Raw genomic sequence first — 21028 nt, forward strand, 5'->3', positions numbered from 1 at the left:
AATGCTAGGGATACGAGCTAAATCGGCTAGGGCGACCCATTTATTGACGTACTGAGTCTTAACCTTTAACTGGTTAGCTAGCGCTTGTTTAGCTTGGCCTGTGCTTGCCTTGTCGAGCAACTGCCTAGTGGTGGTAATGCCCAATTCTTTTAGTTTTGATTGATCTTGAATACTTAATCCGGGCAACTGCTCAATTGACCAGTCACTGACTTGGGTAGTTCTCGGATGAATTTTGGATTTAGTAGACATCTAGACTACCGGGAAATGATGCTTCTACATTAATCTAGCCTACACCGAACCGCAACAGGGAATCATACCCTAAGGTGCGACCCTAGGCCGCGAGGGATTGCTCGGGGCCGACGGAGGTGCAAACCTTTAGCAGTTTTCAAGGGGGTGAAGTACCTCGCCCTTGATCAACCTTCAACAAACCACTATACATCAGTATCCGGATCTCGGTTCAGTGGAAATGAATACTGGCTTAGTGTCAAAACCGGCCAGATCACATTTGTGCTTCCAAGAAATCTGATGCAACATATATGGACTTCTGTGGATAAGCTTGGTAAAGCTTTACTAGGGGATATGTGGAGAAGTGTATACTTGAGCCTTCAGGATGCGATCGCTCTGCTTGTAATCCTCTACATTCCTAGTTTAATCGGGCAGTTAATTCTCTCCAACACCTTCTTAGATTTTAGTGTTTGTCTAGATAGTACCATTGGTGTCCAATTTTATGCCAGCTTAATCATCGGTGCCGCTAATTTTTTGCTCTGGATCCTGATTGCTGGTCGCATAATTGGTCGTTTATGGGCAGATTTCAATAATTTTTAATTTAGTAAATTTTCGATATAGCAGTTTTCAATCGGTAATGGTATTTTCCTTGTTGGTTTTAGAATGAAGTTAAGCCGTAACAAACTGACTTTGGAGCAAGAAGCCAAAGCTGGGTTGAATTCCCTACTCCAGCAAACGGCTCAACTTGGTAGTTTTTTTTTCGTCTTGCTGTTATTTAGTCTTGGTAATCCTTCAGGATTATTCGTCAGTTTGAGTTTTTTGTGGGGAATTTGCTTTGTGGCTTGGCAAGAAAAGCAGCGACTGACTGGCAACGGCAAAAGGCAAAAGGTAAAAAAAAGATAATAGGGAAAGGAAATTTCTTGACCTGATCTCAACCTAACTCAAAGCTCTTGACTCCTGGATAACGAAGGCTCATGTCGAACTGACGAAACTTGGTTTAAAAACGCTCGATAGACTCAAATTCCTTGGTTTTTCCGGCATTTGCTGCCTCTCCACAAGTCCGGGGTGTCGGAAATACCTTGCCTGGATTGGCTAAACCCTTGGGATTGAATACCTGATTAACCCATTTCATTGTTTCCAAGTCCACCTTAGTGAACATATCTGGCATAAAACAGTTCTTATCCGCACCAATCCCATGTTCGCCAGATATACTACCCCCTGCTTTCACACAGAGTTTGAGGATTTCGCCACCAACATTTTCTACCTCTTCTAATGCCCCAGGCACCTTTTCATCGTACAAGATTAGAGGGTGTAGATTTCCATCACCCGCGTGGAATACGTTGGCTATTGTGTACCCAGATTTCTCGCTTAATGCTTCAATCTCCCTCAAAACACCGGCTAACTCAGTGCGAGGAATCACCCCATCTTGGACGAAATAATTGGGGCTGATCTTCCCTGCGGCAGCAAAAGCTGCTTTGCGACCTTTCCATAATTTCAGGCGGGTTTCTTCGTCACTAGCCGTGGTGATATTTCTTGCCCCATTCTGTTTACACAGTTGGGCAACCCGCTGTTTATTAGTGTCCACTTCTACCTTTAAGCCATCCAGTTCTACCAGCAATATTGCTCCAGCATCCCTCGGATAACAACCTGTTGCCACTACGTCTTCTACCGCATTGATGCTGAGATTATCCATCATTTCCATACCCGCAGGAATGATCCCAGCACCAATAATGTCAGTAACTGCAGTACCAGCAGCTTCAATGCTACTAAAGTCCGCTAGGAGGACACAAATTGATTCTGGTCTCTTGAGGATGCGCAGGGTAATTTCTGTAGCGATCCCCAAGGTGCCTTCGGAACCAACAAATAAGCCGGTTAGGTCGTAACCAGGCATTTCTTGAACTGATCCCCCTACATCCACGATTGAACCGTCAGGAAGAACCAATTTTAACCCCATGACGTGATTAGTGGTCACGCCATATTTTAGGCAATGGACACCACCAGAGTTTTCAGCCACATTGCCACCAATGGAACAAATAATTTGACTGGAGGGATCAGGGGCATAATAGAAACCCGCACCACTTACCGCTTGGGTCACCCAGTTGTTGATTAAGCCTGGTTGTACTACGATTCGCTGATTTTCCAGGTCAATGTCCAGGATCCCCTTCATTAGGGCAGTGACAATCAACACACCATCTTCTATAGGTAGAGCACCACCGGATAATCCGGTGCCAGCACCCCGTGCCACCCACGGGATAGAATAGCGATCGCATATCTTAAGCACCTCTGAGACTTGTTCGGTAGTGCGTGGTAGCACTACTACCGCTGGTCGTTGGCGATAGCTGGCCAGACCATCACATTCATAGGTCAGCAATTCTTCACGACGTTGAACCACACCATTTTTGCCTACTATCGCAACAAATTTCTTAATGATTGGGGTCCAGTCAGTCTTATGATTCGTCATATTTCAATAGCGATAGAATAATGTGAACTACCTGACGTTGAAGACTTTCTAGTTTAAGGTGTGTGAACTACCTGACGTTGAAGACTTTCTAGTTTAAGGTGGTCGGGAATCACGCTTTGCTAATCCCGTCAGCGGATTTTGATCAAACTTCTCAAAAAGGTATTAATTATGAAGTATAACGTTTAATGTCTCCTATTTACCTTAATATTTACCTGGCCTGAAATTGGGTAATTAGTTTCGAGCTCAATTGCTCATACCTCCTTGCTGAGTTCTTAGCCATATACCTTCTGGTTCCTTGAACCTACGGGAAGCTAGGGGGGGGGAACTTAGAACCCCTTCGGGGTATAGTCTACATACTTTAGTTAGAGTTTACCATTCCCAAATAATTTTAATTTTGTAGTTGTGGATTCCTGCTTTTCTTTCTTAACCCTTCATAAATCTGTCCCTACTGGTCAAGATACCTTGGCTGGTGGTATATCTCAAGTCACTATACGTGCTGCTCAATCTGAGGATATTAGCACCTTAGCAGATATTCTTGCAGATAGCTTTCACCCTCAAAAAGGGCTGATCAGCTGGGTTCACCCTCTATTAAGACTGGGTATTTACGAAGATTTGCGCCACAGACTGCGATCTAGTTTACCCCATTACCTGTGTTTAGTCGCCGTCACTACCGTTCCCGATTCTGCTGCTACCAGTCAGCTGCTAGCTGGGACTGTAGAGCTAACACTCCGTTCTCGCTATTGTTGGCCAAAGCCTAACTGCCAACATCTTTACATCTCCAATCTGGCTGTCAGAAAGTCTTGTCGGCGGCAAGGAGTCGGGGAAAATTTGCTATTGGCTTGTGAGCAAACTGCCCTAGAATGGGGCTTTCAAGACCTCTACTTGCATGTTTTGGAAAACAATTATCAGGCCAGGCAACTTTATCTCAAGAGGGGATATGAACTGCATCGGGTAGAACCAAGCTATACCGGAGGATTGCTTAGGCTTCCCAAACGCCTGCTCTTACACAAGCAGATTAATCCTGCTGGTCTTAGTTTACAGGGTCAGAGTCTGTCTCAGTAGGCTGAATTTCGTCATAATGGAGTTATCAAGCTGACGAATAACAGATATATTTTACATTTGGTGATTTATCACATTGACAAAAAAAACAAAATATGTTTTAATTACTTATTTATTTTTGCTCAGACTATCTGTAGCAGAGTATCGTTTTTGATAACAGATCAAAAAGGGGGTTATTGATAAAGCTTTCAAGAAAATTAGTGTTTGAAGACCTCGCTGGTGGAGAAATTTAGTTGATTTGTGCTACGGTCTACTTGTAAATCCCATCAGATCTACCGTACTAAACCACAAAATTTGCTTTGTACCGATAAATTGTAGCTATTGATACCAATAATCTATAATCTAGTATCTAGCAATACAAAGTTTTGGTGTCTTGAAGCCATTTTGAGGTGTTTTTTGATAACTATAAACTTAGGTTAAACCCAAGTTTATAGTTGGAAATGGTAGTTAAACAAGACTTGACTCTCCGTTTTGTGTATTTTCAAAAACTTACAGTTATTTAAGGAAAGTGGATCGGGGCTTTTAGCTTGGGTGCTTACCTGCTCGCTCGATATTACGCCATATAGTTTGAGATGGAGAGTAAATACCAACACTATTACCAGATAGCTTTTTACCCAAAGGAGGTGGTTGCTCACAACCAGGGTCTCGCCAATCCTCAACCCCTAAGTGGCATGAACCAGGAAAGCCTGAACCCCTGCAAGAACAAGATGAGAGACTCACAGCCATCAGAAATTCTCTCGCAATTTCGGGATAAACAATTGTTAATTGTTAATAGTAGGCGTCGCAATGGCCTAATCATATATAAACACTACCATGCAGAATTTGCAGGACCAGGTTCGGCTGTAGGAGGAATATTTGATCTTGATTGTCAGGGAGTAGTGCCAGTGGGCAATCTATCATTGATTTCTCCAGAATCAGCTGAGGAGCGACGGCGTGCTTATTTGATTCGGCGGCAATGGATTCGACTGACTAAACAAATTACAGAATATCCAAGTCCTATACAACGAACCCAACAGATTCTTGAACAGTTTGAGGGATTTGGTTTTGATGCCAACACTATTGCCCAACTGCCAGATGAAGCCTTTGCTCTGCTGGTAGGGGTTTTGCCCTATACAATCAGGAAGGTACGTAATGCCCCTCACCATGAGCATTAAGTCTGGAATCCTTTGGCTGATGCTGATCGTCTCAGTTGATTAGAAAATTTATAAATTTAGATTTAGATCTCCGGAATCTCCCCAGCTCCCGGTCTCACGAAGCATTATTTAACAGAGTTCAATGATTAGAGCAACTAGCGCTATAGTAGGTAATGGGTAATGGGTAACAGAGAATTCTGCTAAACCCCTACCTATCACCATTTACTATCACCATTTACTATCACCATTTACTATCACCATTTACTATCACCATTTACTATCACCATTTACTGTTCACTATGGATTATCCTGGGTGCCATCAGATCAGCCTCTGTAGTTGGCGAATTGAGCAATTTCAGCTATAACAGCCCATAGCGATGCCTCAGGTGCGACAATAAGCGCTAATTTAATTCGCCTACGGTTAGCGCACCAAAGCCCTACCTGCGGGGGTTTCCCCCACTCGCGCAAAGCATGGCTGACAATGGAGAGACTTGATTACTAAGCTGATGTGCATTTAAATTGGTTATTACCTGTTCCCTGTTCCCTGTTCCCTGTTCCCTTTGAGTAATTTAGGTATCCCAATCTAAATGCTGAACAGCTTATCTATGGAATTGTCGGTATTTAGCTAGTTGGTTACTATGAATGATTTTGACATACTTAAAAAAACTATCGATCGCCTAAGAAGCGAACGAGATGATCTCAAGAAAGAACTAGATACCTACCGAAGTTATCTGGATAAGCGCTCTACAGATATCAGAGCTTTAATTTATACAGAATTACAACTATTTTCACCCAAAATAGCTGAGGAACTAAGGAAGGAATTCAGAACACAATTTCACCTAGTGATTGGCTTGTTGCTTTTCACTACCCTATTCACCACAGTCAGTGGTTTTGTAGTTATGTCTAGTCTTGTTGATAGTTCGGTAAAAGGACATATCAAAGATCAACAAAAACAACTTGATAAACTCAACAAACGTATAAATAACTCTCTATTTGATAACCGAGTTGATCTGCAAGTTCTTCAGCAACAAACTCAAACTATCAAAACCCAAACTCAAGATTATCAAAAACAAGCTCAATATCTAAATAGTAAGGTGCAAAGCTTAGATATCAACGCTTCTACTATAGAGAAAAAACTTAATGCTCTTATAGAATCAGACCCAGTCGCCTTGGGAGATATAGTTGAACGGATCAATAACTTAACTCAAGATAGTAATCAGTTGATTACTATCTCTAGAAGTATCGAAGAAGTGGCTAGTTCACAGATTAAACTGGAGAGTGGAGAAATTTCTGTTAGGGAAGGGAATTTATCAAAAGGTGATGGCAGACGAAGAATATCAGGTGAGAAAAAGTTTAATACGAACTTTTCTTCCGATCCTGTGGTTTATATTGCTTTAAACGATATCGATAGTGATAATGATGAAAATCTCCGATTAAAAGTTGATGTAACTCATGTCAATCGAGAGGGGTTTCATTATGTATTGGAAACCTGGGGAGACACGCGGGTTTACAGCGCTAATGCAAGTTGGTTTGCCTATGGCAAATAAATCAGATCGATTTCAGTTGAATACTTATAATTGAATGCTGTCTGTCAAGGAAAATCGATTCAGCGCTGCATCGCTATACCCTATACCCTATACCCTATACCCTATTCCCTATTCCCTATTCCCGGCTTGCAGCGCTATAGTTTGTCGAGCAACGAATTCGGTCAGGGGAAATAGTTTTGCTTATCCCCTTTCCCTTTGTCTAGCCTTAACCTGAAATCAATAGACTATTGGTTTTCTTCTGTCTTCCCCTTGCTGTTACCGGGAGAAGAATTGTATATAGCGTCTAACTGTTGGCGAGCGTCTTCAACGGTCATTGACCGCATCACTAACAGGGGTTCATTAATAGGGTTGCCACTATCATCAAGCAGTTCCGGGTGCGGTACTGACTTAGCAGGAGATGGATTGGCATTCACTTGATTCCGTCCCCATTGGGTGGGTGATTTTCCCGATGCTGAGAAAGAACGCTGGGAATCAAAACTCAAACTTAATAGGTTGCGAATTAAATTTCCAATTGCTAAAAATGCTAGAACAGTAAAGGCAACTAGATAAATTAGGTGTAACATCGTATTGTCCTCCCGACCGAATAGTTGGTCTTTAACTCCTTGTCTTGCTCAGGGATAAAAAACGGCTTTTTATAGGTGGTTAGTTAACTTTAACAAACGGTAGTCCACTATATCCTCAATCATTTCCTGAATCTAGGCGCGTCAAGATTAGTCATTCCCTGAAGCCGCTGACTCGGATGCACCGGATGCCAATGATCGCCACCGGATTGCCACTCCCCAACATTCTCTCACTAATTGGTGCCATGGCATCATGGTAGAAAGTTCAACTCCTACTTGACCATCGGTAGCGTTAAAAAGCATTTTAGCTGTATTTACCTCCTGCTGGGCTTCCTTTACCCGCTTTAGTAGGTCAGATTGTTCCTCCTTGGTCAAAAAGGTGATATCTTCAGTTTCTAACAACGAAAGCGATCGCTCAAACCAGTAGTCAAAATCTACTAGTAGCGGTTCCAATATGGTTTTGAGTAACTCCGGTGTTGATGGCTGGGGTTGCTCCATGATATTAAAACGGTTTATTTTTTTATAGTCTACCTTAATTATATTTACATTTTTTTACAATTTTTGACATAACCCTTAACACTTGTGAGAGACTACTACTCTATCAAAATTGAATTGAGGGGTAAGATCAAGTGCGATTTAATACCCATCATCAAGACGATTGATGGCCAGATGCTCAGATGCTTAGATGGGGCAGATTGTGATAGAGGGGAATTCTCTGGAGATGATCTAGAATAGACCTTGGCCAATTAGGCACCCTTGTACTATGCATCTGTGCTATCCATTAAGTACCAAAACCATTAAGCCAACCCGTAACCCCTAACCCCTTGCCCTAACCCTCAACACTAAATTGATAGAGTACTACACCAGAAACATGTACTGCCCCAAAAACTAGCGATGCAGCAAGGGAACAGGGGGTTTCCCCCACTCGCCCTTTGCATCAAGACAAGGTTTGTATCATAGAGGGATAGCGCAAAATTGGTGTTACGGTCATAGCGCGTTAGTCAATTCCATAGAACAGTCACCGATGGTTAACTCAGAAGCCTCCGAACAGCCTGAAAAAATTCATTTGCCCCGTACTAGCGAATCCGAGACCCTAAAAAGGCTCCGTCATACGACGTCCCATGTGATGGCGATGGCCGTGCAGAAGCTATTTCCGAAGGCTCAGGTGACTATCGGCCCTTGGATTGAAAATGGTTTTTATTATGATTTTGATCAGCCAGAACCGTTTACTGAGCAAGACCTAAAGAAAATCCAAAAGGAAATGGTCAAAATCATTAAGCGGAAGCTTCCGGTAATTCGGGAAGAGGTGCCACGGGAAGAAGCTCAACGGCGGATCAAGGAACTGGGTGAATCCTATAAACTGGAAATTTTGGCAGATTTAGAAGACCCGATCTCGATTTACCACCTGGGGGATCAGTGGTGGGATTTGTGTGCTGGTCCCCATGTAGAAAACACTAGTGAAATCAACCCGAAGGCAATTCAATTGGAAAGTGTGGCTGGGGCTTACTGGCGAGGGGATGCGAGTAATGCTCAACTCCAGCGTATTTATGGTACAGCTTGGGAAAACCCAGAGCAACTACAGGAATATAAGCGCCGTAAGCAAGAAGCCCTGAAACGGGATCACCGTAAGCTGGGTAAGGAACTGGGACTGTTTATTTTTTCTGACCCGGTTGGACCAGGATTACCCCTGTGGACCCCTAAAGGAACGGTTTTGCGTACCCTTTTGGAAGATTTCCTCAAGCAAGAACAGGTTAAACGAGGTTATCTACCAGTGGTGACACCCCATATTGGTCGAGTGGACTTGTTTAAGGTATCCGGTCACTGGCAGAACTATAAAGAGGATATGTTCCCGATGATGGCTGAGGATGAGGAAGCGGCAGCCGCAGAACAAGGGTTTGTCCTAAAGCCGATGAATTGCCCCTTCCATATCCAAATTTATAAGAGTGAATTGCGCTCCTACCGGGAGTTGCCCATGCGCTTGGCAGAATTTGGTACAGTATATCGCTATGAGCAATCTGGGGAACTGGGGGGGTTGACCAGGGTGCGCGGTTTCACGGTGGATGATTCTCACCTATTTGTGATGCCGGATCAGTTGGATCAGGAATTCCTCAGTGTGGTGGATTTAATCCTATCAGTTTTCAAAAGTCTGCAACTTAAGAACTTTAAAGCACGGTTGAGTTTCCGTGACCCGGCCTCGGATAAGTATATTGGTTCCGATCAGGCTTGGGAAAAAGCCCAAGGAGCAATTCGCCGTGCTGTGGATACCTTGGGCATGGAATCCTTTGAAGCACCAGGGGAAGCGGCATTTTACGGTCCTAAACTGGACTTTATCTTCCGGGATATCCTGGACAGGGAATGGCAGTTAGGAACAGTACAGGTGGATTACAACTTGCCAGAACGATTTGATTTGGAGTATGTGGCAGAAGATGGCACTCGCCAACGCCCGATTATGATTCACCGTGCCCCCTTTGGATCCCTGGAGCGCCTAACTGGGATATTGATTGAAGAATATGGGGGAGACTTCCCCTTCTGGTTAGCACCAGTACAAGCACGATTGTTACCAGTCGGGGACGCACAGTTGCCTTTTGCTCAGGAAGTGGCAACAAAAATGCGATCGCATGGGATTCGAGCAGAAGTCGATACCAGTGGGGAAAGGCTCGGTAAAGCAATTCGTAATGCCGAAAAGGCTAAAATCCCGGTGATGAGTGTGATTGGTGCCAAGGAAGTCGAAGCAAACAGTTTAAATATTCGTACCCGTGCCGCTGGGGAATTGGGAATGATGCCCATAGACCTGGTTGTAGAAAAGATGGAGCAGGCAAATCGGAATCGGGAGAATTTTTAGACTCTCAAGGTAGTAGGGATTAGGGATGCACCGCGTTTTCACTCGGTGCATCTTTTTGTTGTAAATCTATAACGAGGGAGATGCATTGCTTCTTCCTTATGCCTTGCTGTCAGGTATTTTTAATGCATAACAGCTGATCACCACAGGTATGGGAGAGCCTATGTTTTTAGCAATTTTTCGGTTTCTAGAAGTCCTATAACTATTTATATTAATTTTTGTGAAGCCACTCAACACTTCTGCTTCTCCATCCTCCCCATCTTGCCTCTTTTATTGCGATCTTAAGTCTTTTCCAACTTTTAAGTCAGTGCCATTCGAGTTAAGAGCCTGCTTCCCAAAACATTATCATGTGGAATTCACGGATATCACCAATTTAAAATTTTTAAATTTCAGGTTAAATTTCAGTAATTATCTCTAGGCAACAGCAGCTTAAATGAAGCAATCCTAGATTAGGACAATAACAATAGTTTAACTAGACAAGTTAAAACTAGCCGAAAATCAGGGTGCGTTCGCGTAGCGGCTCGTACCGAGCATCGCTTTAATCTGTTTTAGGCAAAGCTTAAAAGCGATGCAGTGGCCTCACGGGGGTTTAACCCATGAGCCACTGTATCAAGACAAGGTCTGCTCGCACAAAAAATAGCACTACTAATTAAGGAAAAAGCCGTGTTCTCACTAGGGAGATTTACTGACTAACTATAGCGGGTTTTCACTTGGCCTAAAGCACAACCAATTGGACAGGCCGTGTCTGATCAAAAGTTTATTTATATTTTAGTTTATTTATGTTTTACGCCCTATCGTCTAAGTAATCTCTCGATACCGGATTTGTCCTTAAAAACGTGTTTGGCTTAATTTCTCAATTCTCATTATTCATCGCGGCCAGTCATGAAATCTTTATTGAACTATCTCCAAGCGATCGCACCCGATTTGGGCTCAAAAAGTCTACCCTATCCTCTAGGAAAAAGTTTTCCTTCCCAGTTTTTTCCCCATACACTGATTGGCAGTGTGATGTTAGTCAGTGCGATCGCAGGTTACGCTACTCCAGTATGGGCTGATGCCCAACTCCAGTTGGTGAAACTTGCTAATAATGCCGATGGTGATCGCATTACAGAAGTTCCATCAGGACAAGAATTTATCTACACCATCCGCGTCTCCTGTAGTGGGGATGAAGACTGCCAGGATGTGGTGATTACTGACCAACTCCCTCCTCAAATTGATTGGTCTTCTAACAATGTCACCATCCTTCCTGGACGTCCTGCTACTGTCAGCTATGACGAGGATACAGGACTGGCTACCGTTGAGTATAATTCACCGATTCCAGCAGGTTCCCCGGTCAACTTGGAGATTCGAGTCCAGTTTCCCTCCGGTACGACTGTAGACAATACAGCAGCGATTAACGAAGCCGAAGGGACAAGTTCTAATGCCGGGAATCCCACCTCCAATGCTCTAACCGTTACCTCTGATATCGATTCAAACGCTGCGTTAAATAAGTGGACATTGGAGAAAAATCGGGTGATTCCTAGCAATGGTGATCCGGCTCTTGATTCACCAGTGACCTATGAGATTAAGCTTTGCCACGACCAGAATCTTGAGGGTGGTCTAAACCTAGAAAATGTCGTTGTTCAAGATACTCTTCCGGTTGGGTCAAGTTTTGTTAGTGCTACCAATGGGGGTACCCATAACTCAGGGGTTGTCACTTGGAATGTAGGTAACCTCACTATTCAGAGTCGCAGAAATTGTTTCAACGCACAAGTCTCTGTTGAGTATCCTAGTGGTACCTTCAACACTAGTGGTGCCAATAGTACTGTGATTAACCCAGCTACTGCAACAGGAGAACTGATTGATGGCACCCCTTTGTTGAACTTAAATGGTCAGGCTGAACATGGTTTTGCAGACGCTAACTATCAAGGCACATTGAGTTCTAAATCATTCTCGGGTCAGGTGGCTATTGGCAATGAATTTGAGTTTCGGCTTGACCCAAGAAATACCGGTAATGTACCGATGACCACTCTGACAGTCACTGACGACCTAGATCAACTTAATGACGATGGGATTAACCTCTCAGATCAGGTGCGGGTCACTAAAATTAGCACAGGCAGATACAACAATTACACCGGGAATGTGATTGTCCGCTACAAAACTAATCTCAACCCCTTGACAGCCGGTACCTCACACCCTCAGAACACCACCCTCACCATTGGGACTGACATCACCTTAGGAGCAGGGGAATACATTACAGGGGTTGAGTTCGAGTACACCAATGTACCAGTAGGTTTTCAAGCTACAGGAGGCAGTAATAGACCAAAACTGTTTGTAGAGGTTCAGCCTGACCGCTCGATTGGGGAAACGATCAAAAACTGTGCCCAACTGACTTGGACGCCCAATTCACCAACAAACCCCCTGGAACAGTGCCAAGAGACAGAAATCTCGGCATTACAAGCGATCCTAAATCCAAACAAAACAGACGAAACTAGTAGTGGACCCTATGCTCCTGGTGACACCATAGAATTTCGGCTACAGTTTCGCAACGAGTCGAGCGCTACCGCAGATTATGTCAATCCCATTATTGCCGATTTACTGCCAGCAGGGCTTGATTATGGGGGTGCCTGGAGGTTTACCAATGGGGGATCGAGTAGTTTGCCCGCTGACTCTCCCATCAACTTCGAGGCGATTCCCAACTACAACGGCACCGGTCGCACTTTACTGCGTTGGCAAATTACAGGAACCCAAATACCAGAGAATAGGTGGCTGAGAATCTATGTCGATACAGTGGTTGAGCAGGGGGTGAGTACAGGTTCGTTGACTAATGAATTGTTCGTGATGTCCAACGATAGCGTGTTCGATTGTAACCATAATAACCGCAGGAGTCAGGATACTTTTGATGTGGATGGGGATGGCATCACCGATGAGACGATTTGTCGAAGAACAGCAAACGTTCAAGTAGCTGCGATCGCAACCCTCGATTCAGAAAAAGTAGTTCAGGGTGAGGTCGATACCAGTTTTTCCACTAGTGGCACCACGGTTCCGGGGGGACAGGTAGATTACCAGCTCACTATCACCAATCAAGGCACGGTGCCCATGACTAATATACTAGTAGTCGATATCTTGCCTGCCATCGGCGATACTCAAGTGCTCAATACTAGTTCAGCCAGGGGTTCCCAATGGCGTCCTAATCTCGCTGGTCCGGTTACCGTGGCCATTCCTGGTGTCACTGTTGAATACACCACCAATTCCAATCCTTGCCGTCCCAATCCTAGTGATGGTCAAGACCTTAATTGGCCTAGTGGCTGCGTCAATGACTGGAGTACTACCTTTCCCAGTGACCCCAGTGCGGTCACCGCTCTGAGGTTTAATTTGGGCAACCTGGTTCTTGACCCCCTAGAGTCGGTGATCCTCAACTGGCCAATGCGAGCACCAGCTGGAGCACCAACCAACGGCGAGATTGCCTGGAATTCCTTTGCTTTCGTCTCGACACGAACGGATCAATCCGGTGCCGCAGCTACCCTGTTACCCGCAGAACCCCCCAAAGTCGGCATTGTGATTCAACCCCCCACCCCTGCTATCATTGGAGACTTAGTCTGGGATGACCAAAATGGTAATGGGATTCAAGATAATAGTGAACTGGGTATCAATGGGGTGCGGGTTGAGTTGTGGCAAGACGGAGGTGATGGTCAACCTGGTACCAGTGACGATAGTTTCTATGGGTTTACCTTAACTGCTCCCGATGGTACCGGTAATGATGGCGCTTACCTTTTCTCGAACGTTCCAGCGGGAGATTACTTCCTGAAATTCATTCCCCCAGACAACCTAAATCTCTCTCCTCAAGACCAGGGTGGTGATGAGACCGCTGACTCCGATGCGGATCCCAATACTGGACAGACAAATGTCTTTAGTGTTAACCAGACTACAGATACCCGTGATCTGGATGCTGGACTAACCTCTGTAGACCCAGCTACCGCTAGTTTAGGTGATTTCGTTTGGTTGGATACTGATGGCAATGGTACTCAAGATGGGGATGAAGTTGGTGTCAATGGTGTCACTGTTGAACTTTATGATAGTGGCAACACTCTGATCGACTCCACCCAAACCAGTAATGACTTCAATGATAATCCTGGTTTCTATCGCTTCCGGGACTTGACACCAGGCACCTATTATGTAAGATTCATTGCACCCCCTAGTCATGCTTTCTCTCCCCAAGACCAAGGTGATGACACTCTCGACTCGGATGCTGATGCTACTGGACAAACGGCTAACATTACCCTGAATGCTGGAGACAGTAACCAGGATGTAGATGCAGGAATAGTACCTCAGCCGATCTTAGGGGATTTTGTCTGGATTGATAATAATGGTGATGGACTCCAAAACCTTGGTGAATTGGGTCTCAATGGTGTGACGGTCAACGTTTATAACCCAGGTGTTGATGGTCAACCTGGTGGCGGAGACGATAATCTACTTCAAACTACAGTGACTACCAACGATGTGGCTGGTAATCCTGGTTTTTACTCCTTTTCTGGCTTAGAAGCAGGAAACTATTTCTTAGAGTTTATTGCCCCATCTGACTATGAAATTGGTTTCCAAAATGTGGGCAATGATGACACGATTGATTCTGATGCTGATCCAACTACGGGATATACCGAAGTGTTTGCTCTGGCTGAATCGGAAGACAAACGAGACATCGATGTGGGGATGATTGCCCTTCCAGTTACATCTACTGGTGAAGTATCCGGTACTCTCTACCAAGACAACAATCCCCAAAACGATACTTTTGACAATGGTGAATCTACCCTACCTGTGAACATTAAGGTAGTACTGTACCAAGACGTTAACAATAATGATGTTATTGATGCTGGTGATACCCAACAAGCTTTTACTGATACCAATAATAGTGGCAATTACAGATTCACCAGCTTAAGGGCAGGGAAATACATTGTGCAAGTCGATACCAACGATCCTGATATCCCCGATGAGTTTATGTTAGGAACCTCTAATGATATACCGATTGAGGTGACTACTACTGCTGTGGGTGACATTAACTTTGGGTTTGATGAAAACTTCCCCAACGTGATACTGGTTAAACGTATTACCGCTATCAAGCGCAAAGACAGTAATGTTTGGGAATCTTTACCAACATCTGGCTCACCTTTTGTTGATGGTATTGATAGTCCTGGTACTGACAATCATGTCGGAAGCGAACGCGCTCCTGACGATAATGATCCTAACTGGCCCAATCCCAATATTTATCTGCGGGGATTAATTAACTCTGGCACAGTGATGCCAGGGGATGAGTTGGAATACACTGTGTACTTCCTTTCCAATGGCAGCAATTACGCCAAGAGCTTGCGTATCTGTGACCGAGTTCCGGCAGAAACTACTTTTATTCCGGATGCCTTCAATCAAACTGCTGGTTTCCCAGCTAGTGATGTCGGGATTGCCTTGTTCGAGAGTACCGATCCTTTACCCAGCAGTGGTTTAGCTGAACCGAACATCTATCTAACTAATATCCCCGATAGCGATCGCGGTCGCTATTACTCACCAGGGACCTCAGTGCCAGCGGGATGTAATGTACCTGTCAACCAAAATGGAGTTGTGGTTGTCGAAGTCGGAGATGTGCCCCAAGCTACTGCACCAGGAGAGCCACCGAATTCCTATGGGTTTATCCGATTCCGGGCTCTAGTGAAGTAAACTGTTATCCCGTCAGTTGTCTGGAATTGCCTGACTATGATAAAAAGAGCAGGCTCGCAGAGGAACTAAATTATGATAGCTAGTACAGCTACTTACGAAGTTACCTGGGAAAAGTTACCTGATGATTTCGTTCTTGACGACGAACCAGTGGATAATATCAATCAACCAGCCCTGGCTGCTGCTCTGACAGAAAGTTTGGAAATTGCTGGGAAACTACCAGCTAATGCTCTGACTACTACCAATTATGGTATCTGTGCCACTTTAAATGGCAAAATCGTGGTCAAAGCCCCAGATTGGGGATATGTCCCATCGATTCGGGTGCCCAGAGAAGAAGTGAAACGCAGTTATACCCCAAGACTTCAAGGGGATATTCCTCCTATTCTCATGGAATTTCTCTCTGATACTGAAGGTGGGGAGTATTCCAACAAGCCAACCTATCCTCCGGGCAAGTGGTTTTACTACGAGCAAGTTTTACAAGTTCCGAACTATGTCATTTTTGAACCAGACACTGGAGTAATAGAAGTCTATCGGTTAGATGATTCAGGACGTTATCAACTCCAACCACCCGATGGTAATAACCGTTACTGGATTGATGAAATCAGCTTATTTCTGGGTATCTGGCAAGGAACTAAGGAAAACCGAACTGGTTACTGGTTACGTTGGTGGGATCAGCAAGGAGAAATGTTGCTGTGGGGTTCGGAGTTGGTGATCCATGAACGGCAGCGAGCCGAGAAATTGGCAGCGCAGCTAAGAGCAGCAGGCATCGAGCCACAGGGATAATTGCTCAACTGGGATATCATATCCATTCCGGTAGCATTGCTCTTTTCAAGCTTGGGTAATTGGTCATTGGTCATTAGTCATTGTGATTACTCTCAATCCATGACTTATGGCCGATAAATGGAAAAAAGAAACGCCAACCAAAAATTAGCTTCTGACAAAATTCATCCCACGCTCACGCTACGCTTTGAGACGTGGGATGAATTTTGTGCAGGGTTTTTGTTGCTCATCTCAGGAGTGTATTGGTTTTCAATGTACTTTTTAAGAGTATAAATAGTAACGCCACCACAACTAGCAATAAAGTAAGAACTATTCCACTTGTGCAGGTTTTTTGTAGTAGATTATGGCTAGTTGTTCACCAAATTATACTCTTATTTTTCGGCTTGAGACACTCTTCAATGAGTTAACCAGTTTACTCAGGTGAATGTCAGGGTGATACTGGAACAGCAGGTGAACATGGTCTTTTTCCCCATCAAGGCTAACAAGCGATCATTCTTGTTGTTCAAGTAAGTTTTCAAAAATTTCATGTAAACGGCTAATCATCTCACCAGTAAAGACTTTGCGACGATACTTGATCGTCAATACGAGATGAGCTTTAAGGTCAGAGACAGACCGACCCTTGGATAAAAAGTCATTCTTCATAAACTACCTGCTGTTGTCTGCTATAATCAGTGTAGCTTAAAAGTTAACACCAATGAAATACACGTATCAATATCGACTATATCCAGAGACTCAACAAACACTCACACTGAACGAGTGGCTGCGAGCTGGTCGATATTGGTATAACCGGATGTTGGGTGAGCGTTTTGATTGGTGGGATAAAAATAGATGTCCGGTCAATGCCTGTCCATTAATCTGTTACCTTCCGGAGCTTAAAGATCAGCCCAATTTCTACAGCCAGAAAAAGCAACTTCCAGTGATAAAGAAAGACTTGGTTAAGATTGGATGGTCTGGAGAGTTGATAGACTTTACTGAGGTTTATTCAACTGTTTTGCAAGATGTCTGTACAAGAGTAAAAAACGCTTTTAACAGGTTTATAGCAGGTGACAAAAATGGTAAACGCAGTGGCAAGCCTCGATTTAAGAATGTTGCCAGATATCGGACGTTAAACTTTCCAAATGCTGATAATTCTTGGTTAAAGTTCTGTACTGTTAACGGAAAATGGTTGTTTGTTCAAGTTCCTAAAATTGGTTTGATTAAGCTGAGAAGACACAGACCGTTACCTGATAGTGCAAACTTAAAACAGCTATCAATTACAAGAAAAGCTGACGGATGGTACTGTAACCTGAGCCTAGAGGATAAGTCAGTGCCGGAGTTCAACCCTGATGACATTATTCCTACTTGGGAAAACTCAATTGGAATGGATGCTGTTCTAGATAGAGGCTTTTATCTAGCAATATCCGATGGCAAGAAACTCCCATCCCTTAAACCACTTCGTCGGAATCAAGACAAGTTAACCACAGTTTCTCAACGGAAAAATAAGCGTAAAAAAGGAAGTAAAGCCAGACGTAAACTAGCAAAACGGGAAGCCCGTATTCATCAACAGATAGCTAGGAGTCGTGAAGATTTCCAGTACAAAACTGCTCATCAGCTGGTGAATACAGGTAAGAAAGTCTTCTTTCACGAGAAGCTTAACCTCAAGGGGTTAACTCGTCGCAATACTCCTAAACGAGGGCGAGATGGTACGTTCTTATCCAATGGTCAATCATCAAAATCAGGACTTAACAAGTCTTGGCTAGATGCAGCCTTTGGTCAGTTCTTTGAAGTGCTGGGTCAGGTAGCCGCAAAAGCTAACGCCATTGTAGTCGAAGTCAAGCCAAATTACACATCTCAACTCCTCTCTTATCGAGATGAATTTGTGTTCACCGACCGAGATATGCGAGAGTATTTCGATGAGGAATTAAAGCTGATTGTCGATAGAGATGTCAACGCATCAATCAACATAAAGCGAGTCGGGCTGGATGTGTTCCCGACTATAAAACGCCGTAGAGGGAAGCCTGTAGTTGTTGAATCTACTACTAATAGTACCTCGCAGGAAGCTCTGACCGCTCTTTATGAGCATCAGAAGCCCACACTGAAAGCGTAGCGTCAGTGTGTGGTACATCACTTAACACTTAACCAACTAAACATTTCTGCAACGGATAATTGCCAATCTTTAAGACTCTCTAAGACAGGTAAAATTTCTTCATCTGATTTAATCTCTGGCAATTGCTTCGGTTGAAATATCATCACTGATTCATCTTCAGGATCAATTAACCAGCCTAATTCTGTTCCCTGGTTCAGACAAAACAGTATTTTTTTGATCACTTTATTCGCAGATTGTTCAGGCGAAAGAATTTCGATAACCCAATCAGGATAAAGCTCAAATTTATTGGCAATTCTTCCTTTTTCTGTTTTCGGAATACGATTCCAACTAAATAATGTAATATCTGGTACAATAGAACGTCCCCCAAAAGTACATCTTAATTCAGTAAAAGCATGGGCGATTTTTTTCGGCAAAACAACTTCATTAATCGCTGTACCAAGACGAGTTTGTAAGGTACTATGTTCTCCTTGAGGCATAGGTTTTTGTTCAATTTGTCCATTGACATATTCACTAGCAGGTTTCGTTTCAGGAAGTTCTAAAAATTCTGCCAGGGTCAACGTTTGTCTAATTTGATTTACAGCAACCATTTATGACCTCCTGTTTCTTATATTTTAAGTAAGCATTCAGCGGTCAGCGGTCAGCCGTGAGCCGAAGGCTCACGCTTCGCGAACAGCTTATTTTATTCAAAAGCTGTAGCTGTAGCGTGTGCTATGGACATAAACTGTTCCCGTAGCGTGGCCACAGGCCTTTGGCTGATAGCTGTTGCCGTAGCGTTCGCGTAGCGCATTACCTGATAGCTGTTCACGTAGTGTGCGCGTAGCGCATTAGCTGATAGCTGAATGCTTAAGATTTTAACTGTTGATGGACTCAGTTCCAGTCATGCCCACCAGAAAAGCGATGCTCGGTACGAGCCGCTACGCGATCGCATCCGACAAGATCCGTTTACTCTTTCAACCAATCAAATATCTCACCGACCTTAAGCTGCACAGCTTCGGCAAACTCTGGCACCGGCAACACCACCTCTAAGTTTTCAAACAGTTGCACGGATTTATCGGCACTATAGACAAATATCAAGGACTCTTCCGGATCCAATAGCCACCCCATGTTAGTACCGTTGTCGAGACAATGGAGAATGTTGCGAATAACTTTGGTTTGGCTCTGCTTGGGGGATAAGATCTCGATGGTCCAATCTGGATGTAGATTGAACGAATTGGCCACTTGGCCATCATGATCACGAGGAATCCGTTCTGTACGAAAGACGGCAACGTCTGGGACAATTGATCGCCCACCAAAGGTACACCGCAGTTCGGGGAATGCCTGGGCAGTTCGCTCTGGCTTTAAGGCCAGTGTTAAAGCAAAACTTAATTCCCGTTGAAGGATGCTGTGCTTTCCTTGAGGCATAGGTTTTTGTTGAATTTGTCCATTGACATATTCACTAGCAGGTTTGGTTTCAGGACGTTCTAAAAATTCTGCCAGAGTTAACGTTTGTCTAATTTGATTAACAGCAACCATTGATGAGCTCCTCAGGACTTACGCGGTTAAGTTGATAAGCGCCCCCCTAGCCCCCCAATTTTGGGGGGTAATGATGTCAAAGTCCCCCAGAATTGGGGGATTTAGGGGGCAAATGCGTAAGTCCTACTCCTGTTTCTTAGATTTTAACTGTTGCTGGATTCAGTTCCAGTCATGCCCACCAGAAAAGCGATGCTCGGTACGAGCCGCTACGCGAACGCATTCTCCAAAACGCGATCGCATCTTTCATTCACTACAACCATCGCACTACAAAAGCTAGATTTGCTTTAAGATATCATCGTACTTGCTGTGTGGGCTGATCCAGAACCATAGAACTCCCTCTGGTTCATCAGAACCTAAAGCTCTATAATTTCTACCTACTCTTACCGACCACAAACTTTTGATCTTTTTTAATTTCAAAGATGGATGTTTTGGATCTTGCTTAAGCAACTCATAGTTCTTATCTGCTAATTCTTTAATTTCCTGTGGCAACTGATGGTAGTACTCCCAAAACTGTTAAGTAGTGAAATGCTTTAAATTTCCTGGCACTTTCCCTCTATGAATTCTTGCCTTGCTTGTTTAATTAGATGATCTAGTTTGCCAGATTCAAAGTCTTCCTCAATTTGCTTATCCCATAGAGATTCATAGAATTCATCAAGCCATTTAACCAGATCTGTTAATTCTCCCGTAGAGAGTTTCATTACTGCTTCTTTGATTTCTGCAACACTCATAAAATGCCATCGCCTTTATCTACTGCATCTATAATTATAATAGTGATCTCCCATACGGCCAAATTGGGGAAGGGATGCAGGGTAAACGCAATAATCAATAAGGCGGCATTCTTTTCTTGTTAACACTATTAATACAAATTGCAATAGCGCTGATAATCAGGGCTTAATATTATCATAATCCTTGCCCTATATTACATTTTGGCTCAATTTTTATGGCGCTTACCCTGATAACTATAGCAGTGCTAAATGACAATAATTACCTAAGTACAAATAATTTTACATTCACTTCTTGCCCCAGGGCAAACGCATCTAAATTTTTTTGACAAATCACTCTTTATATGCAGATCTGCTCTATTGGCATTCCCCGTGGCCTAGAATGGTAACGAGCTTATTATTTACAATAATTCAATTTCCTTAATACT

The 21028-nt window shown here is 43.7% G+C and carries 19 protein-coding genes and 1 pseudogene; 11 read left to right on the top strand and 9 right to left on the bottom strand.

From position 1 onward, the window contains the following. Positions 1 to 249: DUF4332 domain-containing protein (locus tag F6J99_RS22095; protein WP_293115359.1), on the bottom strand; the 249-nt coding region annotated here is incomplete at its 3' end. A 330-nt stretch (positions 250 to 579) separates the two neighbouring features. On the opposite strand from F6J99_RS22095, the gene F6J99_RS22100 reads away from it, so the two are divergent. Continuing rightward, the gene (locus tag F6J99_RS22100; RefSeq protein ID WP_293115361.1) at positions 580 to 825 is read left to right on the top strand and encodes a hypothetical protein; all 246 of its coding nucleotides are present in this window, start codon (positions 580 to 582) and stop codon (positions 823 to 825) included. 63 nt (positions 826 to 888) lie between these two features. Next, positions 889 to 1128: a hypothetical protein gene (locus F6J99_RS22105; protein ID WP_293115363.1), complete on the top strand. Its 240-nt coding sequence runs from the start codon at positions 889 to 891 to the stop codon at positions 1126 to 1128. A gap of 94 nt (positions 1129 to 1222) precedes the next feature. Here the strand turns inward: F6J99_RS22105 and glcD are convergent, their stop codons facing one another. After that, a complete protein-coding gene (glcD, locus tag F6J99_RS22110; protein ID WP_293063195.1) occupies positions 1223 to 2686 on the bottom strand; it encodes a glycolate oxidase subunit GlcD in 1464 nt (487 codons plus the stop codon). A 402-nt stretch (positions 2687 to 3088) separates the two neighbouring features. On the opposite strand from glcD, the gene F6J99_RS22115 reads away from it, so the two are divergent. The 3 genes from F6J99_RS22115 (at position 3089) to F6J99_RS22125 (ending at position 6425) form a co-directional block, all read left to right on the top strand. After that, positions 3089 to 3748, top strand: a complete 660-nt coding sequence (locus F6J99_RS22115) for a GNAT family N-acetyltransferase (protein ID WP_081431280.1) — start codon at positions 3089 to 3091, stop codon at positions 3746 to 3748. 569 nt (positions 3749 to 4317) lie between these two features. Then, positions 4318 to 4899: a hypothetical protein gene (locus F6J99_RS22120; RefSeq protein WP_070394199.1), complete on the top strand. Its 582-nt coding sequence runs from the start codon at positions 4318 to 4320 to the stop codon at positions 4897 to 4899. Positions 4900 to 5516: 617 nt separating this feature from the next. Further along, positions 5517 to 6425: an H-type lectin domain-containing protein gene (locus F6J99_RS22125; RefSeq protein WP_070394200.1), complete on the top strand. Its 909-nt coding sequence runs from the start codon at positions 5517 to 5519 to the stop codon at positions 6423 to 6425. A gap of 224 nt (positions 6426 to 6649) precedes the next feature. On the opposite strand, the gene F6J99_RS22130 is transcribed toward F6J99_RS22125, so the two are convergent. Together F6J99_RS22130 and F6J99_RS22135 are read right to left on the bottom strand one after the other, a co-directional pair. Beyond that, positions 6650 to 6988 (bottom strand): DUF2973 domain-containing protein, encoded by a 339-nt coding sequence (locus F6J99_RS22130; RefSeq protein ID WP_070394201.1) that lies wholly within the window; start codon positions 6986 to 6988, stop codon positions 6650 to 6652. A 147-nt stretch (positions 6989 to 7135) separates the two neighbouring features. Next, on the bottom strand, positions 7136 to 7483 hold the full coding sequence (locus F6J99_RS22135) for a DUF2605 domain-containing protein (RefSeq protein WP_293115367.1): 348 nt from the start codon (positions 7481 to 7483) through the stop codon (positions 7136 to 7138). 84 nt (positions 7484 to 7567) lie between these two features. Between F6J99_RS22135 and F6J99_RS22140 the strand changes: the two genes are divergently transcribed. The 4 genes from F6J99_RS22140 (at position 7568) to F6J99_RS22155 (ending at position 16283) form a co-directional block, all read left to right on the top strand. Next, positions 7568 to 7720, top strand: a complete 153-nt coding sequence (locus tag F6J99_RS22140; RefSeq protein ID WP_293115369.1) for a hypothetical protein — start codon at positions 7568 to 7570, stop codon at positions 7718 to 7720. Between the two features lie 289 nt (positions 7721 to 8009). Further along, the gene (gene thrS / locus F6J99_RS22145) at positions 8010 to 9827 is read left to right on the top strand and encodes a threonine--tRNA ligase (RefSeq protein WP_293115371.1); all 1818 of its coding nucleotides are present in this window, start codon (positions 8010 to 8012) and stop codon (positions 9825 to 9827) included. An 879-nt stretch (positions 9828 to 10706) separates the two neighbouring features. After that, the gene (locus tag F6J99_RS22150; RefSeq protein WP_293115373.1) at positions 10707 to 15503 is read left to right on the top strand and encodes an SdrD B-like domain-containing protein; all 4797 of its coding nucleotides are present in this window, start codon (positions 10707 to 10709) and stop codon (positions 15501 to 15503) included. A 72-nt stretch (positions 15504 to 15575) separates the two neighbouring features. Next, positions 15576 to 16283, top strand: coding sequence for a Uma2 family endonuclease (locus tag F6J99_RS22155; RefSeq protein ID WP_293115375.1), 708 nt, complete (start codon positions 15576 to 15578; stop codon positions 16281 to 16283). A 161-nt stretch (positions 16284 to 16444) separates the two neighbouring features. On the opposite strand, the pseudogene tnpA reads toward F6J99_RS22155, so the two are convergent. After that, positions 16445 to 16922 (bottom strand): annotated as a pseudogene (gene tnpA, locus F6J99_RS22160) (IS200/IS605 family transposase). 52 nt (positions 16923 to 16974) lie between these two features. On the opposite strand from tnpA, the gene F6J99_RS22165 reads away from it, so the two are divergent. Further along, a complete protein-coding gene (locus tag F6J99_RS22165; RefSeq protein ID WP_293115377.1) occupies positions 16975 to 18366 on the top strand; it encodes a transposase in 1392 nt (463 codons plus the stop codon). Between the two features lie 17 nt (positions 18367 to 18383). Here the strand turns inward: F6J99_RS22165 and F6J99_RS22170 are convergent, their stop codons facing one another. After that, entirely contained in the window at positions 18384 to 18953 is a 570-nt protein-coding gene (locus F6J99_RS22170; RefSeq protein WP_365973893.1) for a Uma2 family endonuclease, read from the bottom strand. Positions 18954 to 19308: 355 nt separating this feature from the next. Continuing rightward, positions 19309 to 19878 (bottom strand): Uma2 family endonuclease, encoded by a 570-nt coding sequence (locus tag F6J99_RS22175; protein WP_293115379.1) that lies wholly within the window; start codon positions 19876 to 19878, stop codon positions 19309 to 19311. A gap of 73 nt (positions 19879 to 19951) precedes the next feature. Here F6J99_RS22175 and F6J99_RS22180 point away from each other — a divergent pair, with 73 nt between their 5' ends. Next, on the top strand, positions 19952 to 20155 hold the full coding sequence (locus F6J99_RS22180; RefSeq protein ID WP_293115381.1) for a hypothetical protein: 204 nt from the start codon (positions 19952 to 19954) through the stop codon (positions 20153 to 20155). Here the strand turns inward: F6J99_RS22180 and F6J99_RS22185 are convergent. Together F6J99_RS22185 and F6J99_RS22190 are read right to left on the bottom strand one after the other, a co-directional pair. Further along, positions 20152 to 20367: a hypothetical protein gene (locus F6J99_RS22185; protein ID WP_293115383.1), complete on the bottom strand. Its 216-nt coding sequence runs from the start codon at positions 20365 to 20367 to the stop codon at positions 20152 to 20154. The genes F6J99_RS22180 and F6J99_RS22185 overlap by 4 nt on opposite strands. A gap of 41 nt (positions 20368 to 20408) precedes the next feature. Next, positions 20409 to 20606 (bottom strand): hypothetical protein, encoded by a 198-nt coding sequence (locus tag F6J99_RS22190; protein ID WP_293115385.1) that lies wholly within the window; start codon positions 20604 to 20606, stop codon positions 20409 to 20411. Positions 20607 to 21028: the final 422 nt, after the last annotated feature.

Origin of the sequence: Moorena sp. SIO4G3 (assembly GCF_010692305.1) — a bacterium.
Lineage (GTDB): Bacteria > Cyanobacteriota > Cyanobacteriia > Cyanobacteriales > Coleofasciculaceae > Moorena > Moorena producens_A.

Bases quoted from the DNA above. Each gene is read 5' to 3' on its own strand.
- F6J99_RS22100 (WP_293115361.1), top strand. From the start codon at position 580: ATGTGGAGAAGTGTATACTTGAGCCTTCAGGATGCGATCGCTCTGCTT.
- F6J99_RS22105 (WP_293115363.1), top strand. From the start codon at position 889: ATGAAGTTAAGCCGTAACAAACTGACTTTGGAGCAAGAAGCCAAAGCT.
- glcD (WP_293063195.1), bottom strand. From the start codon at position 2,686: ATGACGAATCATAAGACTGACTGGACCCCAATCATTAAGAAATTTGTT.
- F6J99_RS22120 (WP_070394199.1), top strand. From the start codon at position 4,318: ATGGAGAGTAAATACCAACACTATTACCAGATAGCTTTTTACCCAAAG.
- F6J99_RS22125 (WP_070394200.1), top strand. From the start codon at position 5,517: ATGAATGATTTTGACATACTTAAAAAAACTATCGATCGCCTAAGAAGC.
- F6J99_RS22130 (WP_070394201.1), bottom strand. From the start codon at position 6,988: ATGTTACACCTAATTTATCTAGTTGCCTTTACTGTTCTAGCATTTTTA.
- F6J99_RS22135 (WP_293115367.1), bottom strand. From the start codon at position 7,483: ATGGAGCAACCCCAGCCATCAACACCGGAGTTACTCAAAACCATATTG.
- thrS (WP_293115371.1), top strand. From the start codon at position 8,010: ATGGTTAACTCAGAAGCCTCCGAACAGCCTGAAAAAATTCATTTGCCC.
- F6J99_RS22150 (WP_293115373.1), top strand. From the start codon at position 10,707: ATGAAATCTTTATTGAACTATCTCCAAGCGATCGCACCCGATTTGGGC.
- F6J99_RS22155 (WP_293115375.1), top strand. From the start codon at position 15,576: ATGATAGCTAGTACAGCTACTTACGAAGTTACCTGGGAAAAGTTACCT.
- F6J99_RS22165 (WP_293115377.1), top strand. From the start codon at position 16,975: ATGAAATACACGTATCAATATCGACTATATCCAGAGACTCAACAAACA.
- F6J99_RS22170 (WP_365973893.1), bottom strand. From the start codon at position 18,953: ATGGTTGCTGTAAATCAAATTAGACAAACGTTGACCCTGGCAGAATTT.
- F6J99_RS22175 (WP_293115379.1), bottom strand. From the start codon at position 19,878: ATGGTTGCTGTTAATCAAATTAGACAAACGTTAACTCTGGCAGAATTT.
- F6J99_RS22180 (WP_293115381.1), top strand. From the start codon at position 19,952: ATGTCAAAGTCCCCCAGAATTGGGGGATTTAGGGGGCAAATGCGTAAG.
- F6J99_RS22190 (WP_293115385.1), bottom strand. From the start codon at position 20,606: ATGAGTGTTGCAGAAATCAAAGAAGCAGTAATGAAACTCTCTACGGGA.